A 20,244-nucleotide genomic window follows, 5' to 3' on the forward strand; every position below is an offset into this window, starting at 1 on the left:
CAGGAGCGGCATGGAACGGGCGCACCTTATGACAACACAACTTTTCGCTATAAGCAAGGAGGCGGCGCCATGGAAGGTAATCCGGGAAGGGCACCCAGGCTCGTGGGAGTCGTGGTGAACTGCCTCGACCTGACCATCCGCAAAAGCCCCGGCAATGAGGCGGAGGTCACGGGGCATCTATCGGTCCTGACCGAAGTTCTGGTCGATATGGACAAGTCAACGGAGGACTTCTACCGGGTGCTCGCCAGAAACGGCATCGCCGGGTTCTGTCCGAAGAAGTACGTGGCGATCCGCCGGTAAGGAGAGTGCTATGGAGATCACAGAAAGCGTCCTGACATCTGTCAAGAAACTGCTGGGGATCGACGAAGGCTACACGCACTTTGACGCCGACATTGTAATGCACATCAACAGCGTGTTTTCGATTCTGACACAGATGGGGGTCGGGCCGGCAAACGGATTCTCCATTACGGGGAAAGACGAAGGCTGGTCCGATTTCATTTCTGGCGGGGCCGTCCTGCCCCTGGTCAAATCCTATGTCGGCCTGAAGGTGCGCCTGCTGTTTGACCCGCCCCTCAGCTCTGCGGCCGTCGAGTCTATGAACCGGCAGATCAGCGAGTTTGAGTGGCGGCTTTTCGTTGCGGCAGACCCAGTCGAACCCACCAGCGGGAAGGAGGAACTTCAAAGTGGAGCATGATGCATTACTGCACTACGGAATCAAAGGAATGAAGTGGGGCGTGCGCCGTTACCAGAACAAAGACGGTTCGCTGACCCCCAAAGGAGAGGCGCGCTACGACCGTGACAAGCGGGAGAACGCGGCCAAGAAGAAGGAAAACCGGATTGACCTCTCCCAGCCTGATCCGAAGCGCTGGGCAAAGGAGGACCTGGAGCGCACCAAGCGCACCGTGGACGCCAGCGCCAACCTGGCCAAGGAGCTGAAGAAGCTGGACGAGAGCACCACTTCCAAGCCGACGCCAAAGCGGATGGACCTGTCCAAGATGAGCGACAAGGAGATGCGGGATCAGATTAACCGGGAGCTGCTGGAACGGCAGTATAACCAGCTGTTCGCGGAAGTGCCCGCCGCTCAGGTCTCCAAGGGCCGCGAAGCGCTCAAGACCACGCTGGAAGTTGCCGGCAGCGTTCTGGCCATTGGCAGCAGCGCACTGGGCATCGCGTTGGCCATCAAGGAACTGAAGGGCTGAGGTGAGTCGGTATGGAGCTGCGCCACCACGGCATTTTAGGCCAGAAATGGGGCGTGCGCAACGGCCCGCCCTATCCATTGAGCGGCGGTGACTATACTCCGTCCCAGCGGAAGGCCATTTCCAACAAACGCAAAAGCGGCAACAGCATCTACAACAAGAAGCACTTTGATGAGGTGCTGAAGGTTGATAAGACCACGCTGAGCACGCTGTCCTATGATAAGGACCGGACCAAGAACGCCGATATGTTCTACGCCACCCACCATGCTCTGGATAAACACCAGTACAACGCCCTGTTCAACCGGCCGATTCCCCAGACGGTCTATGATAAGGATGGAAAGGCGATCGGCACAGGTTCGTTCATGAAGTACCGGATCGACAATTCCCTCAAGACCGACCTGAAGGTGGCCAGCGAGGATTCCGGAGCCAAGGTCTTTATGGACCTCTATAAGAAGGACCGGGATTTCTACAACTTTGTCACTGACCGGGAGCGGATGCAGGGGTACTTTGTAAACGACAAGTACAAGTTCAAGGGCTACCGCGAAGCAGCGGCCGTCCTTGGGAAGATGCGGGAGCCGGACTACAAGCCGACCTCCGATGACCTTCAGACCGTGTACCGGATGTTCAACTACGTCATCCCCTATGACGGTCAGGGCGACAGCCGAAAGGGACGCGATATGTATAACCAGCGCACCAAGTTCTTCCATGCGTGCAAGGAGGCCGGTTATGGCGCAGTTCTGGACACGAACGACGCCATATACGGCGGGTTCAAGGCCAAGTCACCCATTATCGTGTTCGATATGGAGCAGGTGGTCCCGAAAGACGTCTACCGCACAAATCTGACGGATCAGAAGTTTTCCACTCTGGTCCTGGTCGGCCGGAAGCTGCTGGGCTTGTAACGGGAGGCGGGTGCGTACATGTTATCCAACACCGCCGTCCCCCGTTATTATGGAGCATTTCGGGACGCCGTTCTCCGAGGGGATATTCACGTCTGCAAGGAAGTGGCGATGGAGATGTGGCGGATCGACCGCCTGATCGAGTCACCGGGATATTACTACGATGACCGGGCGGTGGAGGGATGGATCGAGTTCTGCGAGAACGAGCTGACCCTGACCGATGGCTCCGACCTGCATCTTCTGGATACCTTCAAGCTCTGGGGCGAACAGGTGTTTGGATGGTACTATTTCGACGACCGCTCTGTCTATGTGCCGAACCCGGATGGACGGGGCGGCCGGTATGTGACGAAGCGGGTCAAGCAGCGGCTGACCAAGAAGCAGTACCTCATTGTGGGAAGAGGCGCGGCCAAGTCCCTCTACGACTCCTGCATCCAGGCTTATTTCTGTGTGGTGGACGGCTCGACGACCCATCAGATCACGACAGCCCCCACCATGAAGCAGGCGGAGGAGATCGTCAACCCCATCAAGACCGCCATCACCAGAGCGAGAGGCCCTGTGTTTCAGTTCATGACCGAGGGTTCCTTGCAGAACACCACCGGCTCCAGAGCCAACCGCGTCAAGCTGGCCTCTACAAAGAAGGGGATCGAGAACTTCATCTCCGGCTCCCTGGTGGAGGTCCGTCCCATGTCGGTGGACAAGCTCCAGGGACTCCGCTGCAAAGTGGCCACGGTGGATGAGTGGCTTTCTTCGGCGGACGCCCGGGAGGACGTCATCGGCGCCATTGAGCAGGGCGCGTCCAAGCTGGACGACTACCTGATCATCGCCACCAGCTCCGAGGGCACGGTCCGAAACGGAGCGGGCGATACCATCAAAATGGAGCTGATGAACATTCTTCAGGGTATCGGCCCTCCCCAGGAGCACGTATCCATCTGGTGGTACAAACTGGACTCCGTGGAAGAGGTCGCCTATCCGGACATGTGGATCAAGGCAAACCCCAATCTGGGAAAGACCGTGACCTACGAGACCTACCAGAAGGACGTTGACCGGGCAGAAACGGCCCCCGCCACCCGCAACGATATGCTGGCAAAGCGGTTCGGGCTGCCCATGGAGGGCTACACCTACTACTTCACCTATGAGGAGACTCTCCCCCATCGCCGGCAGAGATTTTGGCAGATGCCCTGCTCCCTGGGGGCAGACCTTTCCCAGGGCGACGACTTCTGCTCCTTTACCTTCCTGTTTCCTCTTCGGGATGGCTCCTTTGGCGTCAAGACCCGAAACTACATCACATCGCTGACCCTGCACAAGCTGCCGGCGGCCATGCGGGTGAAGTATGAGGACTTCATGGCGGAGGGGAGCCTGATCGTCATGGAGGGTACTGTTCTGGACATGATGCAGGTCTACGATGACCTGGACGAGCACATCATCAACCGGGGCTATGACGTGCGCTGCTTTGGCTACGACCCATACAACGCCCAGGAGTTCATCAAGCGGTGGACAGATGAAAACGGCCCCTTCGGCGTAGAAGTGGTCCGACAGGGTTCCCGGACGGAATCTGTCCCTCTGGGCGAGCTGAAAAAGCTGGCCGGAGAGCGTATGCTGCTCTTTGACGAGGAGCTGCTCACTTTCTCCATGGGAAATTGCATCACCATGGAGGACACCAATGGAAACCGGAAGCTGCTGAAGAAACGGTCCGACCAGAAAATCGACGCTGTGGCGGCCATGATGGATGCGTATGTGGCCTATAAGCACAATCCAGAAGCATTTGAATAAAAAAAAAAGGGGGGGGTACTATGAAGCCCTATGAAAAGCCTCTCTCCCCGCAGGAGTACCTGATGCACTACGGTGTCAAGGGTATGAAATGGGGCGTAAGACGCTACCAGAACTACGACGGTTCTTACACCCGCAAGGGTCTGGAACGGTATCGCAAAGCGGAGTCGGACTACGAAACCGCTAAGTCGAAAGCAGACGAAACCAGGGCCGCCTACAAATCCGGTCAAGCTACCCGTCAGCAGGTCAAGGATGCCAAGAGCGCTGTTAAGACCGAGAAGCGTAAAATGGAAAACGCTTATGAAAAGCTGAAAACCGACAAACTGGCCGATGAAGGAAAGAAGCTTTACCAGAGTGGAAAAACTATTTCGGGAAACACCCAAGCGACCTATTTGGCCGAGGGCGTTATCATTGCTGGAAGCACCGTGGTGTCCAGACTTCTCGCGAACCAACTGAACAACCAGGAGGTTGCCAATATTGCCGCATCGACCATCGCGATCGGCGGAACGATTGTCAATGGTTTACTGGCGGCAAAGACGAGCAGGGAGAACAAACGGCTGAGAGCGTACTACGCCCACTAAGCGAAGGAGGAAAAGTATGGGTCCTTACGACAAACCTTTTTCTCCCCAAGAATACCTGATGCACTACGGCGTCAAGGGTATGAAATGGGGCGTACGTCGTTACCAGAACAAGGATGGTACATTGACAAAAGCCGGAAAAGAACGGTATAGTCAGAACCAGCAGGACGGGGTTGATTCTTTTCTGAAGAGTGTGAGTTCCAAAAAGGTTTCCGAATTGACCGGTTCTGTAAATGAAGATCTCGCAATCCAGGCGGTTACATATGTTTCCGCATTTGCCGCTGTTCTCGCCGTGAAAGCGGTACAAAACCGAATGCTGCGGAAAGGCCGGATGAAAGAGCTGGATAGGCTCAACCGGGAGAAGGATATTAAAGACTTTGACGAGTGCCCCCGCCTCCCCCGGAAGATGAAAGCGGAAGAGAGCGTCAAAGTAACCAATCCGGATTATCCTGATTTGGGCACCACCATGAATTGCACCTTCTGCACAACCGCCATGGCCCTTCGAGAGAAGGGATATGACGTGCAGGCGACAAAAGTCAGTGATGGATTCTTTTCTGATGACTTTTTCAAAGCCACTTTCAATTCCCCTGAGGTCAAAATGGGAAGGAAAAAGTCGGGGCAAGCCGTTCTCGATACGCTTTCGCAGACCGGCGACGGGTCCTATGGCAATCTGACCGTGGCTTGGAAACTCGGGGGGAAGCATAGTCTTTTCTGGAAGAATGAGGGCGGCAGAACTCGAATCTATGACGGTCAGAGCGGAGAAGAGATTACTCAATCTCCGTCGAAAACCAGATCGTTCATGGACTTTGTCAATCTGAAAACCATCACATATAACCGCCTTGATAATTGCGAGCCAACCACCTATGCCTTGGCCGCGGTTGAACGACCTAAAAAGACGTAAAGAGGGAGGATAAACATGACCGTAAAGGAAGCCATTGTTATTTTCGCAAAGCAGTTCCCCGATAAGGCGGTTGTCGGGTATTGGGACAAGCCGAATGGCATCGTTCTTAACACCCAGTCTATCACAGCGGGACTGACAGCCCCTGCCCAGTATCTCGTCACAGACGATGGACAGATTTATGGGACCAACCCCATGAGAAGCAACCTCAGTCCTGTAGACATGAAGAAACTGTAATCCCATGGACCATGCCGCAGACTCTTAACCGGGTCTGCGGATTTTTTATGCCCAAAATTCAACACACAGAGCAACGACATAATTTCATCAAGCGCGGACTGGAGGTGAGAGATTATGGAAATTGCATTTGGTTCCAGGCTGAAACATGCCTGGAACGCTTTTTTGGGTAACGAAACCTTTGGGTTCCGATACCCGCTTGGCCCAAGCTCCTCCTACCGTCCGGACCGGCCCATTTTCAGCCGGGGCAATGAGCGGTCCATCATCACATCGGTCTACAACCGGATCGCGCTGGACGCGTCCTCCATCGCCATCCAGCACGCGAGGCTGGATGAGGACGGGCGGTTTACCGAGGTGATCGACTCCTCGCTGAATTCCTGCTTGTCCCTGGAGGCGAATCTGGACCAGACCGGACGGGCCTTTATCCAGGACGTGGTCATGTCCATGCTGGACGAGGGCTGCGTGGCCATCGTGCCCACGGACACCGATATCGACCCGGAAAACGGCTCCTACAAAATCGAGAAGCTGCGGGTCGGCAAGGTCCTGGAATGGTATCCACAGCACGTAAAGATGCGGGTCTATAACGAGCAGCGGGGTGAAAAGCAGGACATCATCCTGCCCAAGAGCACAGTGGCCCTGGTAGAGAACCCGTTCTTCGCAATCATGAACGAGCCCAACTCCACCATGCAGCGGCTGATCCGGAAGCTGAACATTCTGGACGCCATCGACGAACAGAGCGGCTCCGGAAAGCTCAATCTGATCATCCAGCTCCCCTACGTCATCAAGACGGAAGCGAGACGTCAACAGGCGGAAAAACGCCGTAGAGATATTGAGGAACAGTTGTCCGGCTCCAAGTATGGCGTCGCTTACACCGACGGCACGGAGCATGTGGTGCAGCTGAACCGGCCCATCGACAACAATCTGATGTCCCAGATTGAATACCTGACGAGTATGCTTTACAGCCAGTTGGGAATCACCCAGGGGATATTGGACGGCACTGCTGATGACCGGACGAAGCTGAACTACGACAACCGGACCATCGAACCCATCCTGTCCGCCATTGTTGACGAAATGAAGAGGAAATTCCTCACCAAAACTGCTCGGTCACAGAAGCAGTCGATCCTGTTCTTCAGAGACCCGTTCAGGCTGGTGCCCATCAACGACATCGCCGAAATTGCCGACAAGATGACTCGCAACGAGATCATGACCTCCAACGAGATCCGGCAGAAGATCGGTATGAAGCCGTCGAAGGACCCCAAGGCGGACGAGCTCCGGAACAGTAACCTAAGCGCCCCGAAAGGGGAGGGCGAACAGCCACCATCTGAATCCGAAGGAGGAAATGTTCAAAATGGATCTGAAGTTTGACTTTAGTGGCTGGGCTACCCGAAACGATCTTGTCTGCGCTGATGGGCGAACCATTCGCCACAACGCATTCGAGCACTGCGACGGGAAGACGGTTCCTCTTGTTTGGAACCACCAGCACAACGAACCCACCAACATCCTGGGCCACGCCCTCTTGGAGAACCGCAAGGACGGCGTCTATGCATACTGCACGTTCAACGAGAGTGAGAGCGGCAAAGCGGCCAAGGAGCTGGTGCAGCACGGGGACATTGTGTCCCTCTCCATCTATGCCAATGGGCTCCGGCAGACGCCGAACAAGGACGTCATGCACGGCGACATCCGCGAGGTCAGCCTGGTAGTGGCCGGTGCGAATCCCGGCGCCTTCATTGACTTCGTGGACATGGCTCATGGGGAAGGCGGTGAGCAGGAGATGATCCTGTCCGCTTACGAGCCTATTTCCCTGTACCGTCCCGATGAGAAGCCCCCGCTGATCCACAAGGCCGATACCAAGGAGAAGCCTGATGACAAGCCCAACGCGGGCGAAGACGGGGACAAACCTAAGGATGGCGATAAGCCCAAGGGCAAAGAGAAGCCCGAGGACGAGGAGACCATCGAGGATGTTGTCAACACCATGAACGAGAAGCAGAAGAAGGTCATGTACGCTCTGATTGCTGCTGCCGCGGAGCAGGTGAACGACAACGCCGAGGATGACGAGGAAGAGGACCCCGATGACCCCGACAACAAATCCGACAAATCTAAGGGAGGAAACAAGACCATGAAGCACAATGTGTTCGACACCGAAGACACTCAGGACACCGTTCTGAGCCACTCCGACTGCGCTGACATTCTTGCTCTGGCCAAGAGCAGCAGCGTGGGCAGCCTTCGGACTGCTCTGAAGATCTACGCTGATCAGAACGAACTCAAGCACGGCATCGACAACATCGAGAGCCTGTTCCCCGACTACAAGGATCTGCGCCCCGGCGCTCCTGAGCGGGTCGCTCGTGACCAGGGCTGGGTGAGCGTTGTCATGCGCAAGGTTCACAAGAGCCCCATCAGCCGCATCCGCACCCGCCAGACGGACACCCGCAAGGACAGTATCCGGGCCCACGGCTATCAGAAGGGCAAGCGTAAGCAGCTCTCCGGCAACATGAACGTCATCACCCGGACCACCGATCCCCAGACCGTGTACCGCACCGATGCCCTGCACCGGGACGACATCATCGACATCACCGATTTCGATGTGGTGGAGTACCAGTACGCCGTTATGCGGGAGAACATCAATGAAGATGTCGCTACCGCCATCATGGTGGGCGATGGCCGTGAGCCGGATGATGAGATGAAGATTTCCGAGGATCACATCCGCTCCATTTGGAACGACAACGACCTCTACACCATCCACTACGACGTGGACATCGAGGCCGCCAAGGCCGAGCTCCAGGGCAGCAAGACCAGCATGAGCTTCGGCGAGAACTATATCTATGCTGAGGCAGTCATCGCCGCCGCCCTCTATGCCCGTGAGAAGTACAAGGGCACCGGCACCCCCGATTTCTTCTGCACGCCCCATATGGTCAACGTGATGCTGCTGGCCCGGGACATGAACGGCCGCCGCATTTACACCTCCAAGGCCGACCTGGCCGCCGCCCTGAATGTGGGCGAGCTCTACACTGCCGAGCAGTTTGAGGGTCTGGTGCGCATGGATGACGAGGGCCACAAGCACAAGCTGCTGGGCATCTTCGTCAACCTGACCGACTACACCGTGGGCTCCACCAAGGGCGGCGAGATCACCCGGTTCGACCAGTTCGACATCGACTTCAACCAGCAGAAGTACCTGATCGAGACTCGGCTGTCCGGTGCTCTGACCCGCGTCTACTCTGCCATCGCTCTGGAGGAGCCCGTGGCTGCTTTCGCCTCCGGCGGTACTGGCGGCGATGGCGGCGGGGCCGGCACTCCCTGAGGAGAAGATTCAAAATGGCGAAATTTTATGGATCGGTAGGCTATGCTGAGACCATTCAGACCGCGCCTGGCGTGCATGAGGAGCAGATCGTTGAGTATCCGTACTACGGCGATTTGACCCGGAATGCACGCCAGCTTCAGTCTGGGGAGTCGTTCAACGATGACATCAATGTCGCGAACGAGATCAGCATAGTCGCCGATCCGTTCGCCAGGGAGAATTTCCACAAAATGCGGTATGTGACGTTCATGGGGGCGAAGTGGAAAATTTCAAGGGTCGAGGTGGGCTATCCGCGGCTGATCCTGACCATCGGAGGGCTGTACCATGAATAGGCGTTATGAGCTCCAGGCGGTTCTGGAGGGCATTCTCGGCTCCGGGAATGTGTATTTCCAGCCGCCGGAGAACCTGAAGGTGCGGTATGACTGCATCGTCTATGAGCGGAGCGAAATCGAAACTGTCCACGCGGACAACGCCCCTTATCGCCTGCTGGACCGCTACCAGGTGACAGCCATCTACAAGAACCCGGACAGCGACCTCCCTCACCGCCTCGCCATGCTGCCCATGTGCACCCATGACCGCCATTTTACAGCGGACAACCTGAACCACGATATTTTCAACCTGTACTATTAAAGGAGGAAATCCGAAATGAGTAGAATCGTATGGGACAAGACCGGTGAGCGTTTTTACGAAACCGGTGTTGATCGCGCTGTCCTTTACCCCATCAGCTCCGCCGGCCTTTACAACAAGGGCGTGCCCTGGAACGGCATCACCGGCATCACCGAGAGCCCTTCCGGCGCGGAGCCCAACAACCTCTATGCCGACAACATCAAGTACCTGGTGCTGGTGGGCGCTGAGGACTTCGGCCTGACCGTCGAGTGCTACACCTACCCCGACGAGTGGGAGGAGTGCGACGGCTCCGCCGAGATCGCCCCCGGTGTGGTCGCCGGCCAGCAGAACCGCAAGGTCTTCGGCCTGAGCTACCGCACCAAGCTGGGCAACGATGTGGACGGTCAGGACCACGGCTACAAGCTGCACCTGGTCTACGGCGGCCTGGCCTCTCCCTCTGAGCGGGGCTATCAGACCGTCAACGACTCACCCGAGCCCATCAACCCCAGCTGGGAGATCACCACCACTCCCGTGGACGTTCCCGGCTACAAGCCCACTGCCCGCCTGATCATCACCTCCACCAAGGTCGATCCCGCCAAGCTGAAGGCCCTGGAGGACATCCTGTACGGCACCGAGGATCAGGACGCCCGCCTGCCTCTGCCTGAGGAGGTCATTCAGCTGCTCAAGCCTTCCGTGGCTGTGACCGCCTCTCCTGAGAGCGCCGACGCCACCCTGTTCGGCAAGAAGGTGTCCGACCTTCAGACCAATGTCGCAGTGGGCGCGGACAGCATCACCGGTACGCTGAAGAACGTGACCGGCTACACCGAGTTCAGCAGCAAGCCCGCCGAGCAGTCCGGCCATTACCTGGCCCTGAAGTTCGACGTGACTCCGGCTGACGCCGTCACCACCGTGGAGCTGGTGGGCGGCACCAAGGGCCCCGTGACCCTGGACGCCGACAAGAACATCGTCCTGCTGATCAAGAACAACACCCAGAGCGTCAAGGTGACCTCCACCAAGGGCGGTTCCTCCGTCACCAAGACCTACGCGCTGACCAACCTGACCCTGGAATCCTAACCACCCCAACCCAAAAGCGGGGCTCTCTTCACCGAGGGCTCCGCTTTCTTTTTATTTTTGAAAGGAGAAAACTGCAATGCTGAAGAAAACCATGACTTACGAGGACTACAACGGTGTTTCCCGCACCGAGGACTTTTACTTCAATCTGACCCCCGCTGAGGTGACGGAGATGGAGCTTTCCGTGGATGGCGGTCTGGTGGAGATGATCAACCGCGTGGTCGCGGCCCAGGACGGAAAGCAGATCATCAACGTGTTCAAGGACATCATCCTGCGGGCCTATGGCGAAAAGTCCCCCGACGGCAAGCGTTTCGTCAAGAATCAGGAGATCCGGGACGCCTTCGCCCAGACCAACGCGTACAGCGACCTGTTCATGGAGCTGGCCACCGACGCCAAAGCCGCGGCCGCATTCGTCAACGGCGTCATCCAGCAGCCGAAGAAGGCCCCCGCGCCCGCCCCGCAGAACTGAGTTTGAACAGGGGGGCCGGAGATGCTGGAACTTGTGGTGCCTAAATCAGAGCAGTATGACGACGACAGCGGCTGCTTTATTACGACCAAGGAACAGACCCTTCGTCTGGAGCACTCTCTGGTCTCCCTTTCAAAATGGGAGGCGAAGTGGCACAAGCCGTACCTGTCCACCAAGTCGAAGACGGTGGAGGAGCAGATCGACTACGTCCGCTGCATGACCCTGACCCAGAATGTTGACCCCAATGTCTATACCGCCATTACACCCCAGCTGCTGGCGGTGGTCAAGGACTACATCGAGGACTCCGTGACGGCCACCACCTTCTCGAAGGAACAGAGAGGCCGCCGGGGGAGGGAAATCGTGACGGCGGAGATCATCTACTACTGGATGATCTCCCACCAAATCCCCTTCGAGTGCCAGAAGTGGCATTTGAACCGGCTGATGACGCTCATCAACGTGTGCAGCGCCAAGACTGGCCCGCAGAAGAAGATGAGCCAGAAGGATATTTTCGCACAAAACCGCGCCCTGAACGCGGCGCGAAGGAAGAGAGGAAACACAAGGGGGTGACGCCATGTATGAAGAACGGATCTGGAGATTCCTGAAGGGGAAGCTGCTTTCCGACTGCGGAGCCGCCGGACTGATGGGAAACCTCTACGCCGAAAGCGGGCTGAACCCCGTCAATCTCCAGAACACCCATGAGAGGAAGCTGGGGCTCTCGGACAAGGAATACACCCAGCAGGTGGATTTCGGACTTTACGCCGACTTTGTCCATGACGGAGCGGGTTACGGCCTTGCCCAGTGGACCTTCTGGAGCCGGAAGCAGAACCTGCTGGCCTTTGCCAAAAGCAGGGAGAAGAGCATCGGCGATCTGGAGACGCAGCTGGAGTTCCTGTGGAAGGAGCTGACGGAAAGCTACGCCTCCCTGGCGCAGATGCTGCTGAGTGCCAGTTCTGTCCGGGCCGCCTCCGACGCGGTCCTGCTCCAGTTTGAACGCCCGGCCGACCAGAGCGAGACGGCCAAAGCCCGCCGGGCTGCCTACGGGCAGAAGTATTACGACCAATTTGCAGGAAAGGAGGCGGCCGCCATGAGCAACAGTCCATTGGTCTCCTACACAAAGCTGTCCCCTAACCATTCCGGTAGGCGCAAGCACGCCATCGATACCATCTCCATCCACTGTATGGCCGGTGATTTGACGGTGGAGAGCTGCGGAAACCTGTTCGCCAGCCCAAGCCGGAAGGCCAGCAGCAATTACGGGATCGGGAGCGACGGCCGGATCGGACTCTATGTGGAGGAATGCAATCGCTCCTGGTGCACCTCCTCCAGCTCCAACGACAACCGGGCCATTACCATCGAGGTGGCGAACAACGGGGGAGCCAACCAGGGATGGCCGGTATCTGACGCGGCTTATCGGTCCCTGATCGCCCTCCTGGTGGACATCTGCCGGAGAAACGGGATCAAACGGCTGCTCTGGAAGGGCGACAAGTCGCTGATCGGGCAGGTGGATAAGCAGAACATGACCGTCCACCGCTGGTTTGCGGCAAAGGCGTGCCCAGGGGACTGGCTTTACAGCCGCCACGGGCAGATCGCCGATGAGGTAAATGCAAAACTGTCTGAGGAGGACGAGGATATGGACCAGACAAAATTCAATGAGATGTTCTCCGCCGCCATGACGGATTATCTCAAAGGTCTTCAGAACAACAACTGCGGCGACTGGTCCCAGGAAGCGCGGGACTGGTGTATAAGCGTCGGGCTGTTTGCCGGAAACGGAACCGCAGTGGACGGAAAGCCGAACATGATGTGGCCGTCCGGGCTGACCCGTGAACAGGCCGCCCAGCTCTTCTACCGGCTTGCGAAGATGGTGGGGCTTGCGTGATGAGAAATCGTACAAGCCGAACCAGAGGCAAAGCTGGAAGAAAGCCGGACCTGTCGCAGTTTTCAAAATGGATGATCGCCGACATTCGTCCCCTGCTGTGGGTCGTGACTGTCGGCGGTTTTTTACTGGCCTTTTACTGTGTCTACAAGGGATACACCGGCGCGCTTCCGTGGATCGGCGCTATGGTGGGGCTCCCCTGGGGCGCCCATGGCATGGTGTGCAGCTTTTATCTGAACCTGTGCAAATCCGACCACCGGGAGGGCGGCATCACCTTTGAAACGGCAAAGGCCGCCAATTTCAACACCAATGTTTCACAGACGCCGGTAGGCTCCGTGGAGAGCCCGGCAATTTAAGGAGGAGTATCAATGACTGCGGAAATCATTTCCTCGCTGCTGATGCTTGTGGGCGGGATCACCATCCTGACCAACATCATTGTGCAGGTGGTCAAGAGCATCACCTGGGACAAAATCCCCACAAATCTGGTTGCGCTGTTCGTATCAGAGGCGCTGACGCTGGCCCTGGGAGGGGCCTATGCCTCGGTAAAGGGCATCGACATCGCCTGGTACATGGTGGCGGCCGCCATCGTGGTGGGGCTGATGTCCGCCTACGCGGCCATGTTCGGCTTCGATAAATTCAAGGAAGCCATCGAGGGCTGGAAACAGAAAAGCTGATCTTGAAGGAGGTGGCCGAACGTGATCCATTTCAGACATACGGGGGATTTCTCGAAGTTGACCCGGTTTATGGAACGGGCAAAGGAGGCCGTCCGTCTCGGCGATCTGAACAAGTATGGCCGGGCGGGGGTGGCGGCCCTCTCGTCCGCAACCCCTGTTGACTCCGGAGAAACGGCCGCCTCCTGGTATTACGAGATTACCAACAAGAACAACACCATCACCATCTCGTTTCACAATTCCAACATTCAAAATGGAGTCCCCATCGCCATCCTTCTCCAATACGGGCATGGCACGGGGACCGGAGGCTGGGTACAGGGAAGAGATTACATCAACCCTGCGATCCAGCCTATTTTTGACCAGATAGCAGAATACGCCTGGAAGGAGGTGACTCGGTCATGAGCAGGACGATCGACGAGAGAATCGTTGAAATGCGGTTTGATAACCGGCAGTTCGAGCAGAACGTGCAGACCAGCCTGTCTACGCTGGACAAACTCAAGCGGGGACTGGACCTGGACAACGCCGCCAAGAGCCTTGACGGGCTTGGGGACGCGGCGAAGCGGTGCGACATGTCCGTCCTCGGCAAGTCTGTGGAGACGGTCCAGGCCAAATTTTCGGCGTTCCAGGTCGTCGCCATGACGACTCTTTCCAACATCACCAATTCGGCGGTGAACACGGGAAAGCGGCTCGTGTCCGCCCTGACAATCGACCCCATTAAAACGGGTTTTCAGGAGTATGAGACCCAGATCGGGGCGGTGCAGACCATCCTGGCCAACACCCAGCACGAGGGGACCAACCTCCAGCAGGTGAACCGGGCCCTGGATGAGCTGAATACCTACGCGGATAAGACCATCTACAACTTTACCGAGATGACCCGGAACATCGGGACGTTCACCGCGGCCGGCGTCAACCTGCGGACCTCGGTGGACTCCATCAAGGGTATCGCCAACCTGGCGGCCATTTCGGGTTCCACCTCCCAGCAGGCATCCACAGCCATGTACCAGCTCTCCCAGGCCCTGGCCGCAGGCAAGGTCTCCCTGATGGACTGGAACTCTGTGGTCAACGCCGGTATGGGCGGCAAGGTGTTCCAGGATGCCCTGGTACGCACCTCCGAGCTGCTGGGCACCGGCGCGCAGAACGCCATCAATATGTACGGCTCCTTCCGGGAGTCCCTCACCAGAGGCGAGTGGCTCACCACAGAAGTGCTTACCGAGACCCTGAAGCAGTTTGCCGGCGCGTACAGCGAGGCCGACCTGATCCAGCAGGGATTCTCGGAGGCCCAGGCCCGGGACATCGCCCAAATGGCGAAGACGGCGGAGGACGCCGCTACCAAGGTCAAGACCTTTACCCAGCTCTGGGACACCCTGAAGGAGAGCGCTCAGTCCGGCTGGACCACCACATGGGAAATCCTGGTTGGTGACTTTGAGGAAGCCAAGGAAGTGCTGACCGAGGTGTCCGACGCCATTGGCGGCGTGATCAGCGAGACCTCCCAGGCGAGAAACGAATTACTCAGCGGCGGTCTCAGCTCCGGCTGGAAGCAGCTGCTGGACCAGGGCATCGCCGATGAGGGCGGGTTCATTGAATCCATCCAGGAGGTGGCCCGAGAGAGCGGCGACGCCTTTGACAAGCTGGTGGCCGACTCGGAGAGCTTCAGTGACGCGCTGAAGCAGGGGCTGACGGACGGGGTCGTATCCTCCGAGACCCTGACGCAGGCGGTCCATAACCTGCGGGAGAAGATGACCGGCATGTCCCAGGAGGAGCGCAAGGCGGCCGGATACACCGCGGAGATGATCGAGCAGATTGAAGCCCTGGACAAGGGACTTCAAAATGGTTCGGTCTCCATGGAGGAGTTTACGGAAAAGATCCTGCGCCCCTCCGGACGGGAAAACCTGATCCAGGCGGTCTGGAATGCGGCTAAGGGCCTGGTCAGCGTCATTACCCCCATCAAGGACGCATTCCGCGAAATCTTTCCGCCCGCAACCGCCGACCAGCTGTACTCTCTTACGGAGACTCTCCGCAGCTTTTCTGAGCGGCTGACCCTCTCCGAGGAGACGGCGGACAAGCTGGGGCGCACCTTCAAGGGGCTTTTCTCGGTGCTGGACCTGGTGCGGCAGGGCGCTCTGGCGATTTTCAACGCTTTGGCGCCTCTGGGCAGCGGAGCCGGTTCCCTGGCTGACGGCATTCTCACCATAACCGCAGGGATCGGAGATTTCCTGGTCGGCATCAACGAGGCGGCCAAGCAGGGAGAGTTCTTCGGAACGGTGGCCCAGACGGTCGCCTCGGCGCTGGAGTTTGTTGTGTCCGGGATCGAGCGACTGACCGGATTTCTCGCCGACGCCTTTGCTGCCCCAGGCCTGGAATCCTTCCAGGCGCTTTTGGGACGCATCCAGACCCGCATTGGGCAGGTCATCGACGCGGTGAGCGGCCTGGGCGGCGGGGTCAGCGACGCGGCGGACACTATGGATTCCGCCCTGGAGAACAGCAAATTCCTGCAAATGCTCCAGACCATTTTCAACGGCGCAAAGACCCTGGTCTCTGGCATCATCGGCGTATTCGGCGGCCTTGCCGGCGCACTGGTGGAGAGCCTGAGCAACGCGAATTTCAGCGGCGTCATCGACCTGCTGAACGGCGTCTCCCTGGGTGCTATCGCCCTGGGCATTAAGAAGTTCCTGGACTCCTTCCGGGAGGTCACAGACAGCGTCGGCAGCATCAAGGAGGGCGTGATCGGGATTCTGGACGGCGTAAAGGGCTGTTTCCAGGCCTGGCAGAATGACGTCAACGCCAAGGCCCTGCTGAAGATCGCGGCCGCTGTCGCGGTGCTGTCCGCATCCATTCTCACCATTTCCCTGATCGACAGTGAAAAGCTGACGGCGTCCCTGGGGGCCATCACGGTACTCTTTACCGAGCTGATGGCGGCCATGGCGGTGTTCGGAAAGCTGGACCTGAATGTCCGCGGAACAATGAAGCGCTCCACGGCAATGATCGCCCTCTCCTCCTCGGTCCTGATTCTGGCCTCCGCGCTGAAAAGCATTGCCACGCTGGAACCGGAACAGATGGCGGCGGGGCTTGCGGGCATCGCCGGACTTATGGCTGCCCTGGTGGCAGCCGCGAAGGTGCTGGGCTCCGGTTCAAGCTCCATCATCAAGGGTTCTGCCCAGATGGTGGTCTTTGCCGCGGCAATCAAAATACTGGCCTCGGCCTGCGCCGACCTGGCCCAGCTGGACCTTGCCGGACTGGCAAAGGGTCTGACCGGCGTCGGTGTGCTGCTGGCAGAGGTATCGCTCTTCATGAACGCGGCCAAGTTCAGCGGAAGGTCGGTGGTCACTGCCTCGGGCGTTCTGGTACTGGCCGGCGCTATGAAGGTGCTGGCCTCGGCCTGCAAAGACTTTGCCCAGATGGGTGTTGGCGAGCTGGTCAAGGGGCTGAGCGCCATCGGCGCGGTCCTGCTGGAGATCACGGCCTTTACCAAGCTGGCCGGAAGCGCCAAGGGGCTGATCACCACCGGAGCCGCCATGATCGAGATTGGCGCGGCCATGAAGATATTTGCCTCCGCTATGGCGGACTTCGGACGGATGTCTCTGGCAGAGATCGGCAAGGGCTTGCTGGCTATGGGCGGAGCCCTGGCAGAGGTGGCCGTGGCCATGCGCTTTATGCCCCGGAACATGGTAACCATGGGGGCGGGCCTGATCGCGGTGGGAGCCGCGCTGAACATCATTGCCGACGCCATGCGGTCCATGGGCGGCATGAGCTGGGAGGCTGTCGCAAAGAGCCTGGTCACCATGGGCGGGGCTCTGGCCGAGCTGGCCGTTGGTCTGAACTTCATGAACGGCACGTTGGGCGGTTCCGCCGCCATGCTGGTGGCTGCCGCCGCGCTGGCAGTGCTGACGCCGGTGCTGGTTACGCTGGGCAGCATGAGCTGGGAAGCCATTGCCAAGGGGCTGGTCACGGTGGCCGGCGCCTTTGCCGTCATCGGAACGGCCGGCGCACTGCTCACTCCGCTGCTGCCGACGATTCTTGGCCTGGGCGGCGCCTTCGCTCTGATCGGCGTTGGTGTTGCCGGCGTTGGGGCAGGTCTGCTCCTTGTCGGAACCGGCCTATCCGCCATTGCGGTGGGCATTACGGCCCTGGCAACCTCCCTTGGAGCGGGCGTAGCCATTATCGTGGCCGGCCTGACCTCTATCATCACGGGCATCGCGGCGCTGATCCCGGCCATTGCGGAGAAGCTGGGTGAGGCGGTGGTGGCCTTTGCACAGGTCATTACGAATGGCGCTCCTGCCATTGGCGAGGCCGTCAAGACCCTTGTCCTCACCATGGTGGACGTTCTGGTGGAGTGTGTCCCGGCCATCGCCGAGGGCGCTCTGGAGCTGGTTGCCGGGGTGCTGGACGCCCTGGTGGCCTATACGCCCCAGATCGTGGACTCCATCATGCAGTTCCTGATCGCGGTGATCGACGGGCTGGCCCGCAACATGCCCACCCTGATCCAGTCGGTGGTGGACCTGCTGATGTCCTTCTTCTCCGGCATCGTATCGGCGCTGGGAAGCATCGACACCGACGCGCTGCTGAAGGGCATCGCCGGAATCGGCCTGCTGAGCGGCATTATGGTGGCGCTGGGCGCTCTGGCCGGACTGATCCCCTCCGCCATGGTGGGTGTGCTTGGTCTGGGCGTTGTCATCGCAGAGCTGGCCATTGTTCTGGCGGCGGTGGGCGCGCTGGCGCAGATCCCCGGCCTGGAGTGGCTCATCAGCGAGGGTGGTCAGCTCTTGCAGACCATCGGGAACGCCATTGGCGGCTTTATCGGCGGCATCGTGGGCGGATTTATGAGCGGGGTATCCGGCTCCTTCCCCCAGATCGGCATGGACCTGGCAGCCTTTATGACCAACATACAGCCCTTTATCGACGGGGCAAGAGGTATCGACCCGGCCATGCTGGAGGGCGTCAAGGCCCTCACCGGGGCGATCATGCTGATTACGGCGGCCGATTTGCTGGAGGGTCTGACCTCCTGGCTCACCGGCGGCTCGTCCCTTTCCACCTTTGCCGAGGAGCTGGTGCCCTTCGGCGAGGCCATGAAGAAATTCTCCCACAGCATTACCGGACTGGACGGCGACCTGGTCAGCACGGCGGCAATCGCTGGAAAGACCCTGGCTGAGATGGCCGCGACCCTGCCCAACAGCGGCGGCATCGCGGGATTCTTTGCCGGAGAGAACGACATGGGGTCCTTCGGCGACCAGCTTGTGGGCTTCGGCGGCTCCATGATGAAGTTCGCCGCAAGCATCAAGGGGCTGGACACCGACGCGGTTCAAAATGCTGCCATCGCCGGTAAGGCCATGGCGGAGCTGGCTGCCACCCTCCCCAACACAGGAGGGGCGGTGGGCTTCTTTGCCGGCAACAACGACATGGACGACTTCGGCGAACAGCTCGTACCCTTCGGAGCGGCCATCAAAGCCTATTCCGACGCGGTCAAGGGGCTTGATGTGGAGGCGGTCACCAATTCCGCCATTGCCGGACAGGCCATGTCGGAGCTGGCGGCTACTTTGCCCAACACCGGCGGAGCCGTAGCCTTCTTCGCTGGCGACAACGACCTTGCCACCTTCGGCGAGCAGCTGGTGTCCTTCGGGGCGTCCATCAAAAGCTATGCCCAGGAGGTGACGGGGCTAGATACCGACGCGGTCGCCAGCTCGGCGGTCGCCGGACAGACCCTGGTGGAGCTGGCAAACACCTTGCCCAACACCGGGGGCCTGGTGGCCTTCTTCACAGGCGACAACGACCTTGAGACCTTCGGGGAACAGCTGGTGCCCTTCGGGGAGGCGATGAAGGCCTACTCCGACAGCGTGACCGGCATGGACAGCGCAGCCGTAACCGCCTCCGCCACTGCGGCGAAGGCCCTTGCGGAGCTGCAAGCCTCGCTGCCCAATATTGGCGGCGTGGTGGATTTCTTTACCGGCGGCAACGACCTGGAGACCTTCGCAAACGGCCTTCTCCCCTTTGGAGAGGGCATGAAGGCCTATGCCGACGCGGTGAGCGGAATGGACGCGGGGGCGGTATCCGCCTCTATTACCGCCGCCCAGGCCCTGGCAGAGCTCCAGGCATCTCTTCCCCATGTGGGAGGGGTGATGAGCTTCTTTACCGGGGGCAACGATCTTGGCCTGTTCGCGGAGGGGATTCTCTCCTTCGGCGAGGCCATGAATTCCTACGGAAACGCCGTATCCGGCATCGATGCCGGGGCGGTATCCGCCTCCGCTACTGCGGCTCAGGCGCTGTCCCGGCTCCAGGCGTCCCTCCCCAATGTAGGCGGCATCATGGAATTCTTCACCGGCGGGAATGACCTTGGGAAATTTTCCGAGGGCATCATCCCCTTCGGCGAAGCGATGAAAGCCTACGGCGAGTCGGTGGCCGGCATCGACTCCAGCGCGGTAGAGGCCTCTGCCACTGCCGCTCAATCCCTGGCACAGCTCCAGGCGGCCCTTCCCCAGGTGGGCGGGCTTATGGAGTTCTTTACCGGCGGCAATGACCTTGGGGTATTCTCGGAGGGCATCGTGCCCTTTGGGGCCGCTATGAAGTCCTATGCCGAAGCGGTTTCCGGCATCAACGCCGACGCGGTCACGGCCTCCGCTGTGGCGGCCCAGGCGCTGGCACAGCTGCAAACCGACCTGCCCAATGTGGGCGGGGTCATGGCATTCTTCAACGGAGGCAACGACCTTG

20 protein-coding genes are annotated in these 20,244 nt (G+C 59.1%); all 20 read left to right on the forward strand.

Features of this window, described 5'->3' with window-relative positions; genetic code table 11:
• Window positions 1-69: 69 nt before the first annotated feature.
• Entirely contained in the window at window positions 70-300 is a 231-nt protein-coding gene (locus NE584_RS06895; protein ID WP_024723673.1) for an SH3 domain-containing protein, read from the forward strand.
• A gap of 10 nt (window positions 301-310) precedes the next feature.
• Complete coding sequence (locus NE584_RS06900) at window positions 311-694, forward strand: hypothetical protein (RefSeq protein ID WP_256182409.1); 384 nt, start codon at window positions 311-313, stop codon at window positions 692-694.
• On the forward strand, window positions 684-1,199 hold the full coding sequence (locus tag NE584_RS06905; RefSeq protein ID WP_024723671.1) for a hypothetical protein: 516 nt from the start codon (window positions 684-686) through the stop codon (window positions 1,197-1,199). Before NE584_RS06900 ends, NE584_RS06905 begins: the two co-directional genes overlap by 11 nt.
• 11 nt (window positions 1,200-1,210) lie before the next feature.
• Window positions 1,211-2,095 carry a hypothetical protein gene (locus NE584_RS06910; protein WP_130849670.1) on the forward strand — a complete coding sequence of 295 codons (885 nt, stop codon included), beginning with the start codon at window positions 1,211-1,213 and terminating at the stop codon, window positions 2,093-2,095.
• 18 nt (window positions 2,096-2,113) lie between these two features.
• On the forward strand, window positions 2,114-3,862 hold the full coding sequence (locus tag NE584_RS06915) for a terminase TerL endonuclease subunit (RefSeq protein ID WP_119345247.1): 1,749 nt from the start codon (window positions 2,114-2,116) through the stop codon (window positions 3,860-3,862).
• 20 nt (window positions 3,863-3,882) lie between these two features.
• Complete coding sequence (locus tag NE584_RS06920; RefSeq protein ID WP_119345248.1) at window positions 3,883-4,440, forward strand: hypothetical protein; 558 nt, start codon at window positions 3,883-3,885, stop codon at window positions 4,438-4,440.
• A 16-nt stretch (window positions 4,441-4,456) separates the two neighbouring features.
• Window positions 4,457-5,338 (forward strand): hypothetical protein, encoded by an 882-nt coding sequence (locus NE584_RS06925; RefSeq protein WP_256182410.1) that lies wholly within the window; start codon window positions 4,457-4,459, stop codon window positions 5,336-5,338.
• Window positions 5,339-5,353: 15 nt separating this feature from the next.
• Window positions 5,354-5,572, forward strand: coding sequence for a hypothetical protein (locus NE584_RS06930; protein WP_195308473.1), 219 nt, complete (start codon window positions 5,354-5,356; stop codon window positions 5,570-5,572).
• 114 nt (window positions 5,573-5,686) lie between these two features.
• Window positions 5,687-6,934 (forward strand): phage portal protein, encoded by a 1,248-nt coding sequence (locus tag NE584_RS06935; protein WP_256182411.1) that lies wholly within the window; start codon window positions 5,687-5,689, stop codon window positions 6,932-6,934.
• The gene (locus NE584_RS06940) at window positions 6,918-8,864 is read left to right on the forward strand and encodes an HK97 family phage prohead protease (protein ID WP_195308472.1); all 1,947 of its coding nucleotides are present in this window, start codon (window positions 6,918-6,920) and stop codon (window positions 8,862-8,864) included. Before NE584_RS06935 ends, NE584_RS06940 begins: the two co-directional genes overlap by 17 nt.
• Window positions 8,865-8,878: 14 nt before the next feature.
• Window positions 8,879-9,193, forward strand: a complete 315-nt coding sequence (locus tag NE584_RS06945) for a hypothetical protein (protein ID WP_024723663.1) — start codon at window positions 8,879-8,881, stop codon at window positions 9,191-9,193.
• Window positions 9,186-9,491: a hypothetical protein gene (locus tag NE584_RS06950; RefSeq protein WP_256182412.1), complete on the forward strand. Its 306-nt coding sequence runs from the start codon at window positions 9,186-9,188 to the stop codon at window positions 9,489-9,491. The genes NE584_RS06945 and NE584_RS06950 overlap by 8 nt, the downstream gene beginning before the upstream one ends.
• A 15-nt stretch (window positions 9,492-9,506) precedes the next feature.
• Complete coding sequence (locus NE584_RS06955; protein ID WP_256182413.1) at window positions 9,507-10,541, forward strand: hypothetical protein; 1,035 nt, start codon at window positions 9,507-9,509, stop codon at window positions 10,539-10,541.
• Window positions 10,542-10,617: 76 nt separating this feature from the next.
• Complete coding sequence (locus NE584_RS06960; protein WP_256182415.1) at window positions 10,618-11,007, forward strand: hypothetical protein; 390 nt, start codon at window positions 10,618-10,620, stop codon at window positions 11,005-11,007.
• 21 nt (window positions 11,008-11,028) lie between these two features.
• Entirely contained in the window at window positions 11,029-11,571 is a 543-nt protein-coding gene (locus NE584_RS06965; RefSeq protein ID WP_256182417.1) for a hypothetical protein, read from the forward strand.
• A gap of 4 nt (window positions 11,572-11,575) precedes the next feature.
• Window positions 11,576-12,877, forward strand: coding sequence for a phage tail tip lysozyme (locus NE584_RS06970; RefSeq protein ID WP_195324451.1), 1,302 nt, complete (start codon window positions 11,576-11,578; stop codon window positions 12,875-12,877).
• Window positions 12,877-13,230: a hypothetical protein gene (locus NE584_RS06975; protein WP_024723658.1), complete on the forward strand. Its 354-nt coding sequence runs from the start codon at window positions 12,877-12,879 to the stop codon at window positions 13,228-13,230. Before NE584_RS06970 ends, NE584_RS06975 begins: the two co-directional genes overlap by 1 nt.
• Window positions 13,231-13,242: 12 nt before the next feature.
• Window positions 13,243-13,548: a hypothetical protein gene (locus tag NE584_RS06980; RefSeq protein WP_024723657.1), complete on the forward strand. Its 306-nt coding sequence runs from the start codon at window positions 13,243-13,245 to the stop codon at window positions 13,546-13,548.
• Between the two features lie 21 nt (window positions 13,549-13,569).
• Window positions 13,570-13,947, forward strand: coding sequence for an HK97 gp10 family phage protein (locus NE584_RS06985; protein WP_024723656.1), 378 nt, complete (start codon window positions 13,570-13,572; stop codon window positions 13,945-13,947).
• The coding region (locus NE584_RS06990) for a tape measure protein (protein ID WP_256182420.1) at window positions 13,944-20,244 on the forward strand (6,301 nt) is incomplete at its 3' end. The genes NE584_RS06985 and NE584_RS06990, both read left to right, overlap by 4 nt.

The organism is Clostridium sp. DFI.5.61, assembly GCF_024462915.1.
GTDB lineage: Bacteria > Bacillota > Clostridia > Oscillospirales > Oscillospiraceae > Lawsonibacter > Lawsonibacter asaccharolyticus.